Consider the following 16471-nt stretch of genomic DNA (forward strand, 5'->3'; position numbering starts at 1 on the left):
CCTACCCTCCGCACCGCTGTGCTGCCACGTCGTTCATAACCGTCTGTCGCCGATTCGTCTCCAGGCACGTCGACCTGGAAGCGAAATGGCCTCAACGCCAAGTCTAATCCTCAGCGGTCGAGAACGTCCCGCACCGCCGACTTGATCAGCGATGTGTGCAGGGTGATCGCGAGCGCGGCCACCTCCCGCGCGAGGTCGTCGGCCCGGTCCCTGGCGCCGGCTTTGTCGGCCTTGACCACCGGTCCGGCGATCTGGGCGATCAGATCCGACTGCCGGTCGGCGGCTGATCGGAATGCACGCAGATGCCGGGGCTCGACGCCGTAATCGGCGAGCGCCCCGGCACACTGCGCGATGACAACCGAATGTTCGTCGAAGAATCCGCCCGGCCCGGTGGTGATGACGCCGTACTTGACCAACGCGCTCAGCATCTCGTCCTCGACGCCTGACCGGGCCAGCACGTCCTCCCGGGACAAGCGCACCTGAGTCGGTGCCACCCCGGACGCTGCTGACGCCGCGGCAGCTCCGTCAGCCTGCTCCACGGCCACCAAACGCGGTACGCCGTAGGCGGATCCGCTCTGCGGCAGCTCCCCGTCGGGCTGCGCGTCCAACTGCGCCTTGATCACCTTCAGCGGCAGATACTGATCCCGCTGGGCGGTGAGGATGAACCGCAGCCGCGCACAGTCGTACGCGGTGAAACGCCGATAACCCGACGCGGTGCGTTCCGGTGTGACCAGCCCCTCGGCTTCCAGGAACCGGATTTTCGAGATGGTCACATCCGGAAAGTCACCGCGGAGCAGATCCAGGACAGCACCGATCGACATCCCGGCCAGTGCAGGTCGGTCAGGCTGGCTCATCGGCTGAGTGCGCGTGCGCTCATCAGCTAGCTGGACGAGCCGCTGTCGTCGTCGGACCTGGGGCCGGTCAGGAACACCAGGCGGAACTTGCCGATCTGGACCTCGTCGCCGTTGGACAGGACCGCGGAGTCAACCGGCTCGCGGTTGACGTAGGTGCCGTTGAGGCTGCCGACGTCGACAACCTGGAACTCGGCGCCCTCCAAGCGGAACTCGGCATGGCGACGGCTCACGGTCACGTCATCGAGGAAGATGTCGCTGTCCGGGTGCCGCCCGGCCGACGTGGTCGGCTGGTCCAGAAGAAAACGCGAACCCGCATTCGGCCCGCGCTTGACGACAAGCAACGCCGAACCCGAGGGAAGACCCTCAACCCCCGAGACGGTGCCCTCGGCACTCGTCGTCGCGGGCGCGTCCAGCTCGTTGAGGAAGTCCGCACGGAAGACGGATGTCGTCTCCACCGTGACTTCGTCAGACGTCTGGTCGGCCCCCACATTGCTGTTTTTGTCCGTCACCCGCTGCTCCTCACTGGCTGCTGTGGCGTTGCCCGGCGGGGCCCCCAGCCGTCGTCGGTCTCACGTTGACCGTACCGCGCAACGGGCCTTGTTGTGTCCACCACTGCCGGATCTGATGTGGTGGAAATCTGTGCGCTGCGTACGGTCGAACAGGTCGCTGCAAACCCTAACAACTCGTCACTCCGACGCGACGGCGCGGTAGCCGTCCGCATCGAGCAGGCCGGTCAGCACGTCCGCGAGCACGCCCGACTCCAGCTGCAGGTCCACCAGCCATCCCTCGCCGTACGGGTCGGAGTTGACCAGCTGCGGGTTGCCCTCCAGATCACCGTTGACAGCAACAACTTTCGCCGTGACCGGCGCATACAGGTCAGAGACCGACTTGGTCGATTCCACTTCCCCGAACGAGTCGCCCGCGCTCAGGTCGGCGCCGACGTCCGGCAGCTGTACGAACACCACGTCGCCCAGCGCCGACTGGGCGTAGTCGGTGATACCCACGCGTACCGTGTCATCACCGGTGCGCTGCACCCACTCGTGCTCGGAGGTGTAGTACAGGTCGGCTGGGATATCGCTCACGGCGCTCCTTGGTTGTCAGGTCGGATCGGTCGGTCTCACTTGACGGGCTGAGCGTATTGGCGTGGTTTCGGTTGCCGCAAGGCGGTTACGTCGACCCGCTGGGCTTGTTGTACCACCATCGTCCCGCCGACCCGCTTGATACTGTCCATCGCGCCGCCGGGAATGTTCATCGCGGCTGCGAGAGTAGGTGGATCGCCAATGGCCAGAACCGAATACGGCGGCTGCAAGGCGACGTTGTCGATGATGAGCTGACCGGGCGTGCCGACCACCCAGGTGTCCACGCCGACGCGGACAGCGGTTTGCTGATCGGCTCCGCCACCGCGGATCTCGATGGCCTCTGCCCCCGCCGCGCGCAGTTCGTTGATCACGTCGAGCATGGTCTCGGCAGCCACCCCGGGTGCCTTGTCCTCGATGGTCAGCGTGACACCGGGACCGGTGGCTGCGACCGTACCGATCTGGATGGACAGCGCAGCCAGCCGGGCCTGCGCGTTCTCGATCGCGGTCTGGTCGCTGCTGCCCGAGGCCTGCAGCTGCTGCAGGGTGCGCTGCAGGTCGGCCACTTCGGTGCTCAGCGACGCCTCGCGCTGCTGCAGGGAGTCCAGCAGGATGAGCAGGTCGGCAGGCCGAGCGGTTTCCAGCGAATCGCCGGAATCGTTCTGGCGGACCTGCGTGACGATCGCCGCCCCGAGCAGTACGCACAGCAGCAGCCCCAGCGCGCCGAAGATCAGCTGGGAACGGCCTTGCTGCGCGACAGCCAGGCTCTTCCAGCGGGTCCGCGGTGTGCCGTCGGGCATTTCGTGCCGACCGTGATGGTCGGCGGGTTGCTCGTGCGCGGGCACCTCCGCCGCGTCGGTGGCCTTCTCGTCCGTGGCGTCGGTGCCGCTGTCGGCCTCGGAGACCTTCTCGGGCGGCGTTTCGTTCACCTCGGCCTCCGGCTCCCCGGCGGGCCCGGGTTGCGGGTCGGGCAATTCGGCGTCCTGTGGGCGCTCGGCGTCGCTCATGTCAGGCGCCGAACAGCCTGCGTCGCAACGCGGCAGCGTTGCCGAAGATCCGGATACCGAGCACCACGATGATGGCCGTCGACAGCTGGGTGCCCACACCCAGCTGATCGCCGACGTACACGATCAACGCGGCGACCAGAACGTTGAAGACGAACGAGATGACGAACACCTTGGAGTCGAAGATGCGTTCCAGGTAGGCCCGCAGACCGCCGAACACGGCGTCGAGCGCCGCGACGACGGCGATCGGCAGGTAGGGCTCGACGAATTCAGGCACGCTGGGGTGAAACACCAATCCCAGCACGATCCCGACGACAAGTGCGGCGATTCCGATCATCTACCCGGTCAATCCTGTGTCTCTCAAGGTGGTCCAATCTGCTTGGCGAAGTTCACATCTCGTACCGAGACCGCCGGTACGCTCAGGCCGTCACCGGCACTCACGCTGACCCCGACACCGTATGAGGTCTCCAGCAGCCGTAGCCGTTGCAGACCGGGGCTGTGGTTGAAGACGTCGGCCATGCCGTGCGGCGGTCCGATGGCCACGATGGCATACGGACTGGTGATCGGCTGATTGTCGACCAGAATGCCGCCGCCGGCCTGCCGGATGGTGACGCCCGGCCCGACGCGGACTCCGCCGACCGAGATCGCTTCGGCGCCACTGACCCACAGCGAATTCACCACGAGTTGCAGGTCCCGGTCGAGGATCACCTGCTGGCTGCCCGCCACCCGCTGCTTGGACACGTCACTGAGATCCTTCGACATGCCGGGATCAGTCACTGTGACAGTCAGTCCCGGACCGATCATCGGAGTGGCGGCAGCGGCGATGTTGGCCGTGTCGAGGCTCCCCAGCAACTTTTGACCGTTCTCGTCCATACCCAGCTTGGCGCGTCGTTCGGCGTCCACCTGATCAGCGAGCTGGTTGCGTGTTGCCCCGGCCTGTCGGGTGCTGGCCTCGGCCGCCCGCACGCGGCCGGCCAGCGTGTGCTGGGCCTGGCGGGCGGCGGGCGCGGCGATGTCGGCCTGCGCGGCCGCCACCGCGAACACGGTCGCGATCGCCAGGGCGGCCAGCACCTGCCAGGCCCATTCTCCGAGCCGGGGCCGCGGCTTGGCGCCTGCCTCGCGGGCGGCGGCTGCGGCCGCATAGCCGGGATCGAGGTGCTCGGAGAGCAGGGACCGCAGCAGCGACGGCAGCGGTATGCGGGTCGGCGCGCCGGCGTCGTGGCTGTTGAGTCCTGCGCCCGAGGCGTACCCCCCGAGCGAGCTGCCCTCTGCGCTCATCGGGCCGCTCTCGGAAGGCGGCGCACCACCAAAACCACCTGAATCAGGTAGAGCACCGCCGACCACAGGTACAGCGCCATGCCCCAGATCAGGAAGGCCCAGCCGCAGTACAGAATCACCCTGCTCCACAACGCATCCCATTGCCCGAGCAGCACCAGGGGAAACCCGGACATCAGCGCGAACGTGGCCGCCTTGCCGATGTAGGTCACCGGTAGTGCGGTCAGCCCGCGGCTGCGCACCACCGGGAGGGTGGCCGCCAGCACCACATCGCGTCCGATCAGCGTGGCCACGAACCACCACGGCACCACGCCGTAGAACGCCAGCGCGACCGGCGTGGTCACCATGTAGATCCGGTCCACCAGGGGATCGAGCAGCTCTCCCAGCCGGGAGGACTGGTTGGCCATCAGGCGGGCGATCTTGCCGTCGGCCCAGTCGGAGAACCCGCTGAACATCAGCACGGCCACCGCCCAGCCGTTGGCGTGCACGCCGAACAGCAACCACAGGAAGACCGGCACCAGCACCAGACGCAGCGCGCTCAGCACGTTGGGCACGGTGAATATCCGGTCCGGCGCCGCGGTCACGTCCGGGGGTGCGTGCCTGCCCTGGGGAGCAGGCGCGTTGTCCATGGCTAAAACTTAGCGGAACACCCCGGGCAGGCTAAGTGCAGACATGGTGTCGTCGTTGAGCGGGTTGTCGTGGACCATGTACGTCCACGTCGAGGTGGGGCGGGCCAGCTTGGACAGGTCGATGCCCGGTTCGTCCTCGATCGAGTCGGCGGTGTCGAAGGTCTGCTGGGCCGCCTCGATGGCGTCGGCGGCCAGCGAGGCGAACGCGTCGACCGCCATCCGGTGGAACTCGTCGAGCGGGTTCTGCCGGCCCAGAGCCCGCAGGTGGATGCTCTCGCGGATGTCGGCCAGGTACGCGAGGTGCTCGCACCAGCCGCGATCCAGGTGGTACAGCATGATCAGCCGGCAGATCTTGACCAGCTTCTCTTCGCCGTCCTCCCCCAGTTCTTCGACCAGGCTCTCGTAGCGCTCCGGCGAGCGTTCCTTGAGTTCGTCGCGTGCGGTCTCGGTGCGCAGCAGCGTGTCGCGGCGGTCCACGATGATGGCGCGCTGCTGGGCGATCAGCTGGTTGTAGCGCCAGGTGTTGGCGTGCACGTCGAGCAGCCTGCCCTCGGCGACCCGCTGCGCGTGGTCGAGCAGCCCGGCGGCCTTGGGGCTGATGATCCGGCCGTCGTCGTCGGTTTCCATGGGCAGCTTGCCGCTGTCCAGGTGGGCGGCCACCACCTCGTCCTCCCAGCTGGAGAAGAACACCGACGAGCCGGGGTCGCCCTGCCGGCCTGCCCGGCCGCGCAGCTGATTGTCGAGCCGCTCGGTGTGGTGCCTGCCGGTGCCGACGACATGCAAGCCCCCGAGCTCCGCCACTTTGTCCTTCTCCGCGGCGTCGTCGCCCACGTCCGAGCCGCCCAGGCGGATATCGGTGCCGCGCCCGGCCATCTGGGTGGACACCGTGACCGAGCCGAGCTTGCCTGCCTCGGCGATCACCGCGGCCTCTTCGGCGTCGTTCTTGGCGTTGAGGACCACGGCAGGCACCCCGGCCTTGACCAGCTTCTCGTGCAGCTCTTCGGATTCGGCGACGTCGTGGGTGCCGACCAGGACCGGTTGCCCCGTCTCGTGCACCTCGGCGATGTGCTCGACGATGGCGTCGGACTTGGCCGCGGCGGTGATATACACCCGGTCGGTTTCGTCCTCGCGGATGTTGGGTGTGTTCGGCGGGATCGGCGACACGCCGAGCTTGTAGAACTGGCGCAGCTGTTCACCGGCGGCCAGCGCGGTGCCGGTCATGCCGCACACGGTCGGATACCGGTTGATCAGCGCCTGGACGGTGATGGTGTCGAGGACCTCGCCGGTCTCGGTGGTCTCGATGCCCTCCTTGGCTTCCACGGCGGCCTGCAGGCCGTCGGGCCAGCGCTGCAGCGACGCGATGCGGCCGCGCGAGGAGTTGATCAGGTGCACGGCGTCGTCCCGCACGATGTAGTGCACGTCGCGCTGCAGCAGCACGTGCGCGTGCAGTGCGACGTTGACCTCGGTGAGCGTGGTGCCGACGTGCTCTTCGGAGTAGAGGTCGATGTTGCCGAGTCGGGCCTCGAGCTTGCGCGCGCCCGCGTCGGTGAGGTGCACGTTGCGGTTGTCGTCGTCTGTGTCGTAGTCGGTGCCCGGGGTGAGTTCGCCGACGAGTCGGATGATCTCGACGCGCGGCTGTTCGCGGTGGCTGGTGCCGGCCAGCACGAGCGGCACCAGCGCCTCGTCGACCAGCACCGAATCGGCCTCGTCGATGAGCGCGACGTCGGGGTTGGGCGACACCAGATCCGCGACATCGGTGACCAGCTGATCGCGCAGCACGTCGAAGCCGATCTCGTTGACCGACGCATACGTGACGTCGCATTCGTAGGCCGCGCGCCGCTCCTCGGCCGTCGAATCCTCGGTGATCCAGCCGACGGTCAAGCCGAGCGCCTCGAGCAGCGGGCCCATCCATTCGGCGTCGCGTTTGGCGAGGTAGTCGTTGATGGTGATGACGTGCACGTTGCGTCCGCCGATCGCGTAACCCGCGGCGGCGATCGCGCCGGACAGCGTCTTGCCCTCGCCGGTGGCCATCTCGACGACGTCACCGGCCAGCATGCGCAGCGCTCCGAGCAGCTGTACGTCGAACGGCCGCAGCGAGGTGGTCCGCTCCGCGGCCTCGCGGGCGATGGCCAGGAACTGCGGGATGTCGGCGGCGTCGGCCAGGTCCTCGAGCTGCAGGAGCTTGGCGGCCTTGGTCAGCTGTTCGTCGTCGAGGTCGGCGGCCTTCTCCTCGAACTTGGCAGCACCTTTTACCTCAGAGAGAGAACGAGCCTCGTTGCGCTCGGTGGTGGCACCCAGTAGCTTCCAGAACTTGCTGCTCAAGCGCCCCGGTTTGGCGCTGGACGTCTTCGGCACATGTTCACGTTACGCGGCGTCTGATCTGCGTCCACCACGCCCGTGGCAGCATCGCGGAGTACCTTGCCCGCATGGAGATGTTCACCCCGTCACTCGACTGGGGCACCGAGTTGGGCACGTCGCTGAAGTGGGTCGCGACGGTGTGGCTATACACGGCGGTCCCCACTCTGATCGTGCTGACGCTGGTCGGGCGGTTCACGACCTGGGGCCGGCAGTGGTGGCGGATCACCGGCGATTACTTCAGGGGCGCCGACAGCGTCAAGGTGTGGATCTGGTTGTCGGTGCTGTTGCTGTCGGTGATCGGTGGGGTCCGGATCGACGTGCTGATGAGCTATTACGGCAACGATCTGATGTCGTCGGCACAGACCGCGTTCGAGGGGATCGGCGCGGGCAATCAGGCAGTCAAGGAATCCGGCATCCACGGCTTCTGGTGGGCACTGATCCACTTCGCCATCCTGGCCACCATCCACGTGGTGCGCATCATGCTGGACCTGTTCCTGATGCAGCGCTTCACCCTGAGGTGGCGTGCCTGGCTGACCGATCGGCTCACGGGCGATTGGCTCAAGGGCAGGGCGTACTACCGCGGGCGGTTCATCGACGACGGCATCGACAACCCCGACCAGCGCATCCAGTCCGACATCGACATCTTCACCAACGGCACCGGCCCGCTGCCCAGCAATCCCAACACATTCACCAAGAGCACGCTGCTGTTCGGCGCCATCGACGCCATCGTGAGCGTCGGTTCCTTCGCGGTGATCCTGTGGAACCTCTCGGGCAACCTCACCCTGCTCGGGGTCACGCTGCCCAGGGCGATGTTCTGGATCGCGTTCGCCTACGTGCTGGTGGCCAGCATCGTGGCGTTCTGGGTCGGCCATCCGCTGACCCGCCTGACCTTCAACAACGAGCGGTACAACGCCGCATTCCGGTATGCGTTGGTGCGCTTGCGCGACGCCTCGGAGGCTGTCGCCTTCTACCGCGGCGAGCTGGCCGAACGGCTTCAGCTGCGGCAGCGGTTCGAACCGGTCGTCAGCAACTACAAGCGATTCATCAACCGTTCGGTGAAGTTCTACGGCTGGAATCTCACGGTCAGCCAGATCATCAACCCACTGCCGTGGATCATCCAGGGACCGCGCATGTTCGCCGGTGAGATCAAGTTCGGCGACATCTCGCAGACGTCGTCCGCCTTCGGCAGCATCCAGGACGGTCTGTCGTTCTTCCGCAACAACTACGACGGCTTCGCGGGCTGGCGCGCATCCATCATGCGTCTGCACGGCCTGGTGGTCGCCAACGAGGAAAGCCGCGCCCTTCCGGAGCTGACCGTCGAGGTGGGCGACGACTGCCTGGTCGAACTCGAGGACGTCTGCATCAACACGCCCAGCGGCGAGAAGCTGATCGAGGACCTCGACCTGCAGCTGAACACCGGCGACACCCTGATCGTCACGGGCCGCTCCGGCGCGGGCAAGACCACCCTGCTGCGTTCCCTGGCCCAGCTGTGGCCATACGCCACCGGCACGTTCCGCTGCCCGCAGGGCGTCGAGGAGACGATGTTCCTCTCCCAGATGCCCTACGTCCCGCTCGGCGATCTGCGCGCTGTCGTGTCCTACCCGAAGAAGCCGGGCGAAATTCCCGACGAAACCCTGTTCTGGGCCTTCGAGCAGGTCGCTCTGCCGCAGTGCAGCCAGCGCCTGTCCGAGGTGGCCGACTGGGCCAAAGTCCTGTCCCCGGGCGAGCAGCAGCGCATCGCGTTCGCCCGCGTGCTGCTGACCAACCCCAAGGCGGTCTTCATGGACGAGTCCACCTCGGCGCTCGACGAGGGCCTCGAATACATGCTGTACGCCCTGGTGCGCAAACATCTCCCGGACACCATCCTGGTCAGCGTCACGCACCGCAGAACAGTCGGCCAGCATCACGAGCAGCACCTCGAGCTGCTCGGCGAAGGTCGTTGGCGGCTCAGCGAAGTCGATGAGGACTGCAACCGCAAACCCGCGTTGGTCGATCAGCAGTAGCCCTGTCGCCGGTAGGTTCCCGGCATGGAGATGTTCACCCCGACGCTGAACTGGGGCAACGAGATCCTCGCGTCGTTGCTGTGGGTGGCCAAGGCGTGGGCGATCAGCGCGGTGGTGATGCTGGCGGTGCTGGCCGCGTTGGCGCGCATCACCACGTGGGGCCGCCAGTTCTGGCGAATCACCGGCGGGTATTTCACAGGGCGCCAGAGCATCGCGGTCTGGGCCCTGCTGGCGGTGCTGCTGCTGTCGGTGCTGGTCTCGGTGCGGATGGACGTGTTGTTCAGCTATTACGCCAACGACCAGTCCTCGGCTCTGCAGGTCGCATTCGAAGGTGCGGGGGCCGGTGACGAGGCGGTCCGCAATTCCGGGATCGCCGGGTTCTGGCGCTCGATCGTCATCTTCGCGCTGTTGGTGGCCGCCGACATCACCCGCACGTTGCTCGACCTGTATCTCATGCAGCACTTCATCATTCGGTGGCGGGTGTGGCTCACCGACCACCTCACCGGCGACTGGTTCGGCGACCGCGCCTACTACCGCGCCCGGTTCCTGCCTGCGTTCGGCGGCGAGCCCGTCGACAATCCGGATCAGCGCATCCAGCAGGACATCGACGTGGTCACCACGGGAACCGGCCCCGAGACCAACACGCCGACCGTGGGCACCGCGCAGACCCTGGTGTTCGGTTCCGTGAACTCGATCGTCTCGGTCGTCGCGTTCACTCCGATCCTGTGGAATCTCGCCGGCCCGCTGACGATTTTCGGTGTCACGGTTCCCAAAGCGCTGTTCTGGATCGCGCTGTTGTGGGTGGCGGTGACGACCGTGGTGGCGTTCTGGATCGGCCGTCCCATCATCAAGCTCACCTTCCGCAACGAACTCACCAACGCCGCGTTCCGCTACGCGCTGGTGCGCATCCGCGACGCCGCCGAATCGGTGAGCTTCTACCGCGGCGAAAGCACCGAACGCGGCACGCTGGCACTGCGTTTCGCCCGGATCATCGCCAACTACCGCAGGTTGGTGCGCCGCGGGGTGGCTTTCCTCGGCTGGAACCGGTCGATCAGCCAGATCATCTCCCCGCTGCCGTTGATGGTGCAGGCGCCGCGATTGTTCGCCGGTGAGCTGAAACTGGGCGATGTCATGCAGTCGGCGGGCGCGTTCGGGTCGGTGCAGAGCTCGCTGAGTTTCTTCCGCGCGGTGTACGACGCGTTCGCCGCCTACCGCGCCGCGATCATCCGGCTCGACGGGCTGGTCACGGCGAACGAACAGGCAAGGGCGCTACCGAGATTGGCGGGTGGACCGGCCGTGGACGACGACCTTGCCGTCGACGCCGTCGAGGTGCGCTCGCCGACGGGCCAGCTGCTGCTAGAGCGCCTCGATCTGCGGCTGAGCAGCGGTGAGGCGTTGCTGATCACCGGCCCGTCGGGGACCGGTAAGACCACGCTGTTGCGCAGCCTCGCACAGCTGTGGCCGTTCGGCTCAGGCACGGTCCGGTTTCCCGACGACGGCGACGTGATGTTCGTCTCCCAGTTGCCGTACGCCCCGCTCGGGGACCTGCGTTCGGTGGTCAGCTACCCGTCGGCGTCGGGCACCTTCGGCGACGACGCCATCGCGGCTGCGCTGACCACGGTCTCGTTGGGGCACTTGACATCCCGACTGGACGAGGAGTCCGACTGGGCGAAGGTGCTCTCCCCCGGCGAACAGCAGCGCATCGCGTTCGCCCGGGTCTTGCTGGCCGAGCCGGACGCGGTGTTCCTCGACGAATCGACCTCGGCGCTCGATGCCGGTCAGGAGTTCGCGATGTACACCGCGCTGCGCACCCGGCTACCCGACACGATCGTGGTCAGTGTGAGCCACCGCGACACGGTCGAACAGCATCACGACCGGCGCCTGGAACTGCTGGGCGCCGGCCGTTGGCAGCTCACCGAGCTGCGCACCCCCGCTTGATCAGCGGGCCGCCGCGTGCGCACCGGCCCGGCGGCCGAAGAACGAACCCTCCCCCAACTGGGTGCCGCTGGCGTAGCCCTTGCCGTCGTGGGCGATGTTGCACGCGCAGGCGCCCGCGGCGTACAGCCCGGCGACGGGGCTGCCGTCCTCACGCAACACCTCGCCGTCGATGGAGACCGAGAGTCCACCCATCGTGAAGCCCGAGTACATCGCGCGGCCCAACGACAGATCGAATACCGCCCAGGGCGCTTTGTCCTGCACCGCAACATATTCCGGCTGCTTGTGGAAGTCGGGGTCCTCACCGTTGGCGGCGTTGGCGTTGTAGCGCTGCAGCGTGGCGGTGAGCTTGTCCTCGGGCAGGCCGAGGGCGGCGGCCATCTCTCCGATGGTCTCGTAGCCGTCGATGAACTTGATCAGCGGCAGCCCGGGCATCTCCATGTGCGCCTCGTCGACGATGAGATACGCCACCTGATCGGGTTGTTCGAGCACGAACGCCGAGGTCCTGGAGTGGTAGGAGTCTTCGGCCACGAACCGCTCGCCCTGGTTGTTGACGATGATGCCGGTGAGCAGAATCTCGGGCGGATACGCCGCGGCGGTGATGAACAGCTGGTCCATGTTGAGCGCCACACCGCCCGCGGACACGCCCATCCGGATACCCAGCCCGTCGTCGTTGGGGTTGCCGAGAATGTAGGGCGCCACCAGCCCGTGATGCTTGGTACGGCGCGGCTGGCCAAGGGCGGGCGTGTGCTCGGCGACCATCTCGGGGTTCATCGCGAATCCACCGGCGGCGATGATCACCGACTTCGCCTTGACCACACCGGTTTCGGCGAAGTGCTTCCACTTGACGCCGACGACGGTGCCGTCGTCGGCGACGACGAGGTTGGTGGCGCCGGTCTCGTAGCGGATCTCGACCCCGAGTTGCTCGGCGCGCTTGAGCAGCAGCTCGATGACCATGGCGGCGCCACCGACCTCGCCGGGAACGGGCACCGAGTGACCGCGCGGGGCGGGCTTGGCCTGCTCGATGAACGGCCATACCTTCTCGTTGCCGGTGTAGGAAAGGCCCTCGGTGCCGGGTGGCACCACGATCTTGCCGGGATAGAAGCTGCGTTCGAACTGAAAACCCAGCCCCTCAAGCCAATTGAAGTGCTCGACGCTGCCGTCGCAGTACGCCCGAATCTTCTCCAGATCCGGCTGTTCGGACACCGCGACGAGATACTTGTACATTTCCTCGGCGCTGTCGGAATGCCCGGTGGCCTCCTGCACGGCCGTGCCACCGCCGAGGTAGAAGTGCCCACCGGCCATCGAGGTGGTGCCACCGGCGCCGCCGGCCTTCTCCAGCACCAACACCCGGGCTCCCGCGGCGGCGGCGCTGACCGCGGCGCAGCCGCCCGCGATGCCGAATCCGATCACCACGACGTCGACGTCGTCGGCGGCTGACGTGACCTCCGCGGCGTCGAGGACGTCGGGAATCTGGGTCATTGCTGCTCCTTCTTCACATTATCGAAGAACGCCCGGATCTCGGGCGGGATGTAGGCGATTTCCAGGTAGGGCACGCCGGGGGCGGTGAGGTAGGCGAAGCGCATGCCGCCGGGCATGATGCCGGCGCACACGGCGGGGGTGCCGTCGCGCTCGGCGGCACGCAGCCGGGCGTCGAACGATTCGGTGTCGGGTTCCTCGACGCACACGTGATGCAGGCCCGGCCCGTGGGCGTCGAGGAACTCGGTATAGATGCTGTCGCCGCGGACGGGCGCGATGAGCTCCAGTTGTGTGTCGCCGGCGTAGCTGAGGGAGATGTCCGCGACGAAATCGGCAGGCCGTCCCCGGTAGGTGCAGGTGTCGGGCGCGAAGTGCACGGCGGGCATGCGAATCCACCGGCGCGCGCCGAGCATCGTGGTCAGTGCCGCCTCGGTGGCGTCCAGGTCGGTGGCGACCCATGCGATCTGGACAGGTGTCTGATTGAGCATGCTGCTCAGAGGATAGCGCCGCGCGGACGGCAGGGCTAGAACGTGTTCTAGTTTGTGGATTCGCCGAGGAAGAAACCGCGGCAACGGTCGGCCGCCGCGCGCGCCCACTGCGGATCAAGCCCGCCGTCGACCGCGGCCTGATGCCAACCTTCGGCGGCCTCGGCGACGAACGTCCTGCCATCGGCACCCCTGGACCAAACTTCGAAGTCGGCGGGGTTCACCGCAGCACCGGTGCCCAGATGGATCGCCAGGCCACACAAGCCGAGCTCCCAGCCGATGCCGACCGCGCCCGGACCGTGCTGCTGCCAGATCGGATCCTCAGCGCGGGCGATGTGCGCGAGCTCGAAGCGCGACCCGTCTTCGCCGTCGTCGAACACCCGGACCTCGATCCAACTGACGGCACCGTCGAACTCCCAGGTCGCGGTGAACTCCCGCGGCGGATCGCAGCTCAGCACCGTGCCACCTGCGTTGCCCTCCAACTGGTATCGGCCACCCACCTCAAGCTCCCCGGTGACAGGCACCAACCAGCGCGGGATGCGCTCGGCATTGGTCAGCGCATCCCAGAGGTCGGCGACATCGGTCGGATAGGCCTGACCGATCGTGACGACGTGCGCCTCGCCGGCCTCAAGTACCCGGTCGCCGACTCGACGACACGTCCGGTTGACCTGATGGGTGACGTCAATCATGTTGCATCCCTTCGTTTCTGCGCTGACGTTTGCCGCGCGCGATCTCAGTGGCCAGGGCGTCCAGGTGCGGGGTCCAGAACCTGCGGAAGGATTCGAGCCACTGGTCGATGTCACGCAGCGGGGCGCTGTCGACCGAGTACAGCCGACGTTGTCCATCGGGGCGAACCAGTGCAAAACCGTTGTCGCGTAGCACTTTCAGGTGTTGGGACACGGCGGGCTGGGTGATCGCGAACTCCGCCTGGATGGTGGCGCCGATCGCACCGGCCGTCAGTTCGCCGTCGGCGAGCAGTTCGAGTATCCGCCGCCGCACCGGGTCTCCCAGGACGTCAAAGGCGTGCACACCCCCAATATAAAAGGTGCTACTTATATAAGTCAATACTGCTATATCAGGCCGCCAACATCTCGACCAGCAATCCGATCTGGACCTCGAACGCCAGGCCCGGGTCTGTCAGCGTGTCGGCGCCGTATTGGCCGAACACCTCCAGGCTCACCGCACCGACCAGCGCTGCCCACAGCAGGAAGCACTTCGCCAGAATGCCGTCGCTGCCGGGAAAGTCGAATTCGGCGCGCAGGCGGTCGAAATCGGCCGAGAGCGGCTGCCCCACAGCCATACCCGAGTCCCTCAACTCCCCCGCGACCGTCGCGGCGGCCACCACCGAGAAGAGCGCGCCGACGACGCGAGTCCCCGGCCCGACGGTACGTTCGGCGGGCGCGTGATAGCCGGGCACCGGGCTGCCGTACAGCAGCGCCCAGCGCGCAGGCTGTTCGACCGCCCACCGGCGCACGGCCCGAGCCATCGCGACAATCCTTGCCCGCCAATCTGATTCGGCGGGCACATCGGCGGCCGCCAGGTCCACGGCGTCGGCCAGTTCGCTGTACGCATCGACTACCAGCAACGTGAGCAGGTCATCGCGGTTGGCGACGTACCGGTAGACCGCCGAGGACACCATGCCGAGTTCGCGGGCGATCGCTCGCAGCGACAGCCCGGCGGCACCCTCGGTGAGCAGATGCCTGCGGCCGATTTCGATGATCGCGGCCTCGATGCGCTCGCGGCCTTCTTGACGCTTACCCACGAGAGCAGTCTGACACAACCGAGATCAGTGCTCTTGAATTTTCGTCGCGACCGTGTCACGCTATTAATCGAGAGCGCCGCTCTCGTTTCGATTCCACAGGAGGCTCACGATGACCACGCGATACGACGCTCCAGGCCCGCTGGCCCGCGCAGGCAACGATCTGATCCGCCGGCTCGCCGAAGGGGGCGTCAGCATCGCAGGCACCACCGCACTGCGCATCCGGGGACGGCGCACCGGGCAGATCCGATCGGTGGTGGTGAACCTGATGACGTTGGACGGCAAGAGCTATCTGGTGTCACCCCGCGGCGAGACGCAGTGGGTCCGCAACGCTCGAGCCGCCGCAGTGGTCGAGACCGGGCCGCGCTGGCGGCGTTCGACGCGCCGGCTGGCCGAGGTGCCCGACGAGGCCAAACCCGCACTGCTGCAGCACTATCTCGCGCGCTGGTACTGGGAGGTCAAGGGGCACATGGCCGGTTTGACGCCACGCTCATCGGACGTCGAGCTCAGGGCCGCAGCCCCATCCATCCCCGTTTTCGAACTGCTCGACTGAGGCTGTGCCGCAGGCCTATTGGTGGCCGTCGATCTGGTTGGAGGCCTGCACCATACCGCGGGCCTGGCCGCTGGCGTTCTGCCACGACACCGCGGCGGGGAACTGCCCCCACGTGCTGTTGAACACGCCGACGATGGCAGCTCGCCCATCGGGAGTGACCACGTAGACCGGGCCGCCCGAGTCACCCTTCTGGCTGACCACGCCGTGGGCCATGGTGAACCACCCGTTGTTGACCGACTCGACGGTTCCGCACGTCTCACCGGTGATGACGCCGAAATGGCACACCGGCAGGCCCGGGGTGGCCACCGCGCCAGGGTCGTCGACGAGCATCCGGCCGCCCGGCAGGATGTTGTTGACGGCGACATCGCCGGCGAGCTGGATCGTCTCCCAGTCCGCGATCACGTGATCGGTGTCGATGGTGGCGCCGTCGGGCGTGTTGTCCTGGAACGACATCTGCTGGCCGATGAAGTTGCCCTCGCGGTCGCCGACGGCACCGCTGCCCCGGCAATGCCCGGCGGTGTAGGCCACGCGGGCCACCGGGTCGACGAACCCCAACGTGCACACGTTGGTGTCCTGGCGGATCTCCATGCCGGGGTAGACGAGCACTCCCGGGGTGGCGGAGGCAGGGGCCGATGTCACGGCCAGGGCCGCCATCGGCGTCGCCGCCGCGAGCAGGACCCGCGACATGAGCAACCACGGCTGGAGCACGGCAGCGCCTCCGATCTGGTCTGGTATCCGCCGAGTTTAGCTGCGAACGAAGACGGCCCGGACCAAATGGCCCGGGCCGTCCCTACGCGCAGGTCAGGGAATCGTCAGAACCTGGCCGGGATTGATCAGGTCCGGGTTCGGGATACCGCTGGCGTTCGCGATCTCCTGGTAACGGTTGCCGTCGCCGTAGAAGCGCTCGGCGATCGCCCACAGCGTGTCGCCCGGTTCCACGGTGTAGGTGCGCGGCTCGGGGGCCGGCGGCGGTGGCGGCGGCGCGGCGGGCTCGGGCTCAGGCTCGGGCGCGGGTGCAGGCCTGTCTCTTATACACATCTGACGCTGCCGACGATCGCATA

Annotated in this window: 18 protein-coding genes; 3 read left to right on the plus strand and 15 right to left on the minus strand. The window is 67.1% G+C overall.

Going from position 1 to position 16471, the window contains the following annotated elements; genetic code table 11:
- Positions 1 to 110: 110 nt before the first annotated feature.
- The 8 genes from ftsR to secA2 all read right to left on the minus strand — a co-directional run bounded on the left by ftsR (position 111) and on the right by secA2 (position 7193).
- The gene (ftsR, locus tag A5784_RS32675) at positions 111 to 854 is read right to left on the minus strand and encodes a transcriptional regulator FtsR (protein ID WP_064949022.1); all 744 of its coding nucleotides are present in this window, start codon (positions 852 to 854) and stop codon (positions 111 to 113) included.
- Positions 855 to 880: 26 nt separating this feature from the next.
- Positions 881 to 1363 carry a glycogen accumulation regulator GarA gene (gene garA, locus A5784_RS32680; RefSeq protein WP_064949023.1) on the minus strand — a complete coding sequence of 161 codons (483 nt, stop codon included), beginning with the start codon at positions 1361 to 1363 and terminating at the stop codon, positions 881 to 883.
- 177 nt (positions 1364 to 1540) lie between these two features.
- On the minus strand, positions 1541 to 1936 hold the full coding sequence (gcvH, locus tag A5784_RS32685) for a glycine cleavage system protein GcvH (protein WP_064949024.1): 396 nt from the start codon (positions 1934 to 1936) through the stop codon (positions 1541 to 1543).
- Positions 1937 to 1971: 35 nt separating this feature from the next.
- Entirely contained in the window at positions 1972 to 2859 is an 888-nt protein-coding gene (locus tag A5784_RS32690) for a DUF881 domain-containing protein (protein WP_502687558.1), read from the minus strand.
- 79 nt (positions 2860 to 2938) lie between these two features.
- A complete protein-coding gene (locus tag A5784_RS32695) occupies positions 2939 to 3271 on the minus strand; it encodes a small basic family protein (protein ID WP_029366167.1) in 333 nt (110 codons plus the stop codon).
- Between the two features lie 23 nt (positions 3272 to 3294).
- Positions 3295 to 4212, minus strand: coding sequence for a DUF881 domain-containing protein (locus A5784_RS32700; RefSeq protein WP_064949025.1), 918 nt, complete (start codon positions 4210 to 4212; stop codon positions 3295 to 3297).
- Positions 4209 to 4838 carry a CDP-alcohol phosphatidyltransferase family protein gene (locus A5784_RS32705; RefSeq protein ID WP_064949026.1) on the minus strand — a complete coding sequence of 210 codons (630 nt, stop codon included), beginning with the start codon at positions 4836 to 4838 and terminating at the stop codon, positions 4209 to 4211. The genes A5784_RS32700 and A5784_RS32705 overlap by 4 nt, the downstream gene beginning before the upstream one ends.
- A 9-nt stretch (positions 4839 to 4847) precedes the next feature.
- Entirely contained in the window at positions 4848 to 7193 is a 2346-nt protein-coding gene (gene secA2, locus A5784_RS32710; protein WP_064949027.1) for an accessory Sec system translocase SecA2, read from the minus strand.
- A 71-nt stretch (positions 7194 to 7264) separates the two neighbouring features.
- Between secA2 and A5784_RS32715 the strand changes: the two genes are divergently transcribed.
- Positions 7265 to 9199, plus strand: a complete 1935-nt coding sequence (locus A5784_RS32715) for an ABC transporter ATP-binding protein/permease (protein ID WP_064949028.1) — start codon at positions 7265 to 7267, stop codon at positions 9197 to 9199.
- A 24-nt stretch (positions 9200 to 9223) separates the two neighbouring features.
- Complete coding sequence (locus A5784_RS32720; RefSeq protein ID WP_064949029.1) at positions 9224 to 11137, plus strand: ABC transporter ATP-binding protein/permease; 1914 nt, start codon at positions 9224 to 9226, stop codon at positions 11135 to 11137.
- Here A5784_RS32720 and A5784_RS32725 read toward each other — a convergent pair whose 3' ends face one another.
- Genes A5784_RS32725 through A5784_RS32745 form a run of 5 tightly spaced genes read right to left on the minus strand, consistent with a single transcriptional unit; the run spans position 11138 to position 14860 of the window.
- Positions 11138 to 12616, minus strand: coding sequence for an FAD-binding protein (locus A5784_RS32725; RefSeq protein ID WP_064949030.1), 1479 nt, complete (start codon positions 12614 to 12616; stop codon positions 11138 to 11140).
- Complete coding sequence (locus A5784_RS32730) at positions 12613 to 13101, minus strand: VOC family protein (RefSeq protein ID WP_064949031.1); 489 nt, start codon at positions 13099 to 13101, stop codon at positions 12613 to 12615. The genes A5784_RS32725 and A5784_RS32730 overlap by 4 nt, the downstream gene beginning before the upstream one ends.
- A 47-nt stretch (positions 13102 to 13148) precedes the next feature.
- Complete coding sequence (locus A5784_RS32735; protein ID WP_064949032.1) at positions 13149 to 13787, minus strand: SRPBCC family protein; 639 nt, start codon at positions 13785 to 13787, stop codon at positions 13149 to 13151.
- On the minus strand, positions 13780 to 14127 hold the full coding sequence (locus A5784_RS32740; protein ID WP_064949033.1) for an ArsR/SmtB family transcription factor: 348 nt from the start codon (positions 14125 to 14127) through the stop codon (positions 13780 to 13782). The genes A5784_RS32735 and A5784_RS32740 overlap by 8 nt, the downstream gene beginning before the upstream one ends.
- Positions 14128 to 14173: 46 nt before the next feature.
- Positions 14174 to 14860, minus strand: a complete 687-nt coding sequence (locus A5784_RS32745) for a TetR/AcrR family transcriptional regulator (RefSeq protein ID WP_064949034.1) — start codon at positions 14858 to 14860, stop codon at positions 14174 to 14176.
- 109 nt (positions 14861 to 14969) lie between these two features.
- On the opposite strand from A5784_RS32745, the gene A5784_RS32750 reads away from it, so the two are divergent.
- Positions 14970 to 15410, plus strand: a complete 441-nt coding sequence (locus tag A5784_RS32750) for a nitroreductase/quinone reductase family protein (RefSeq protein WP_064949035.1) — start codon at positions 14970 to 14972, stop codon at positions 15408 to 15410.
- Between the two features lie 15 nt (positions 15411 to 15425).
- Here A5784_RS32750 and A5784_RS32755 read toward each other — a convergent pair whose 3' ends face one another.
- Together A5784_RS32755 and A5784_RS32760 are read right to left on the minus strand one after the other, a co-directional pair.
- A complete protein-coding gene (locus A5784_RS32755; RefSeq protein ID WP_502687559.1) occupies positions 15426 to 16064 on the minus strand; it encodes an Rv1815 family serine proteinase in 639 nt (212 codons plus the stop codon).
- Between the two features lie 147 nt (positions 16065 to 16211).
- The coding region (locus A5784_RS32760) for a LysM peptidoglycan-binding domain-containing protein (protein WP_156750918.1) at positions 16212 to 16471 on the minus strand (260 nt) is incomplete at its 5' end.

It is taken from the genome of Mycobacterium sp. 852013-50091_SCH5140682 (assembly GCF_001665685.1).
Classification (GTDB): domain Bacteria; phylum Actinomycetota; class Actinomycetes; order Mycobacteriales; family Mycobacteriaceae; genus Mycobacterium.

Bases quoted from the DNA above. Each gene is read 5' to 3' on its own strand.
- ftsR (WP_064949022.1), bottom strand. From the start codon at position 854: ATGAGCCAGCCTGACCGACCTGCACTGGCCGGGATGTCGATCGGTGCT.
- A5784_RS32695 (WP_029366167.1), bottom strand. From the start codon at position 3,271: ATGATCGGAATCGCCGCACTTGTCGTCGGGATCGTGCTGGGATTGGTG.
- A5784_RS32700 (WP_064949025.1), bottom strand. From the start codon at position 4,212: ATGAGCGCAGAGGGCAGCTCGCTCGGGGGGTACGCCTCGGGCGCAGGA.
- A5784_RS32705 (WP_064949026.1), bottom strand. From the start codon at position 4,838: ATGGACAACGCGCCTGCTCCCCAGGGCAGGCACGCACCCCCGGACGTG.
- A5784_RS32715 (WP_064949028.1), top strand. From the start codon at position 7,265: ATGGAGATGTTCACCCCGTCACTCGACTGGGGCACCGAGTTGGGCACG.
- A5784_RS32720 (WP_064949029.1), top strand. From the start codon at position 9,224: ATGGAGATGTTCACCCCGACGCTGAACTGGGGCAACGAGATCCTCGCG.
- A5784_RS32725 (WP_064949030.1), bottom strand. From the start codon at position 12,616: ATGACCCAGATTCCCGACGTCCTCGACGCCGCGGAGGTCACGTCAGCC.
- A5784_RS32730 (WP_064949031.1), bottom strand. From the start codon at position 13,101: ATGCTCAATCAGACACCTGTCCAGATCGCATGGGTCGCCACCGACCTG.
- A5784_RS32735 (WP_064949032.1), bottom strand. From the start codon at position 13,787: ATGATTGACGTCACCCATCAGGTCAACCGGACGTGTCGTCGAGTCGGC.
- A5784_RS32750 (WP_064949035.1), top strand. From the start codon at position 14,970: ATGACCACGCGATACGACGCTCCAGGCCCGCTGGCCCGCGCAGGCAAC.
- A5784_RS32755 (WP_502687559.1), bottom strand. From the start codon at position 16,064: ATGGCGGCCCTGGCCGTGACATCGGCCCCTGCCTCCGCCACCCCGGGA.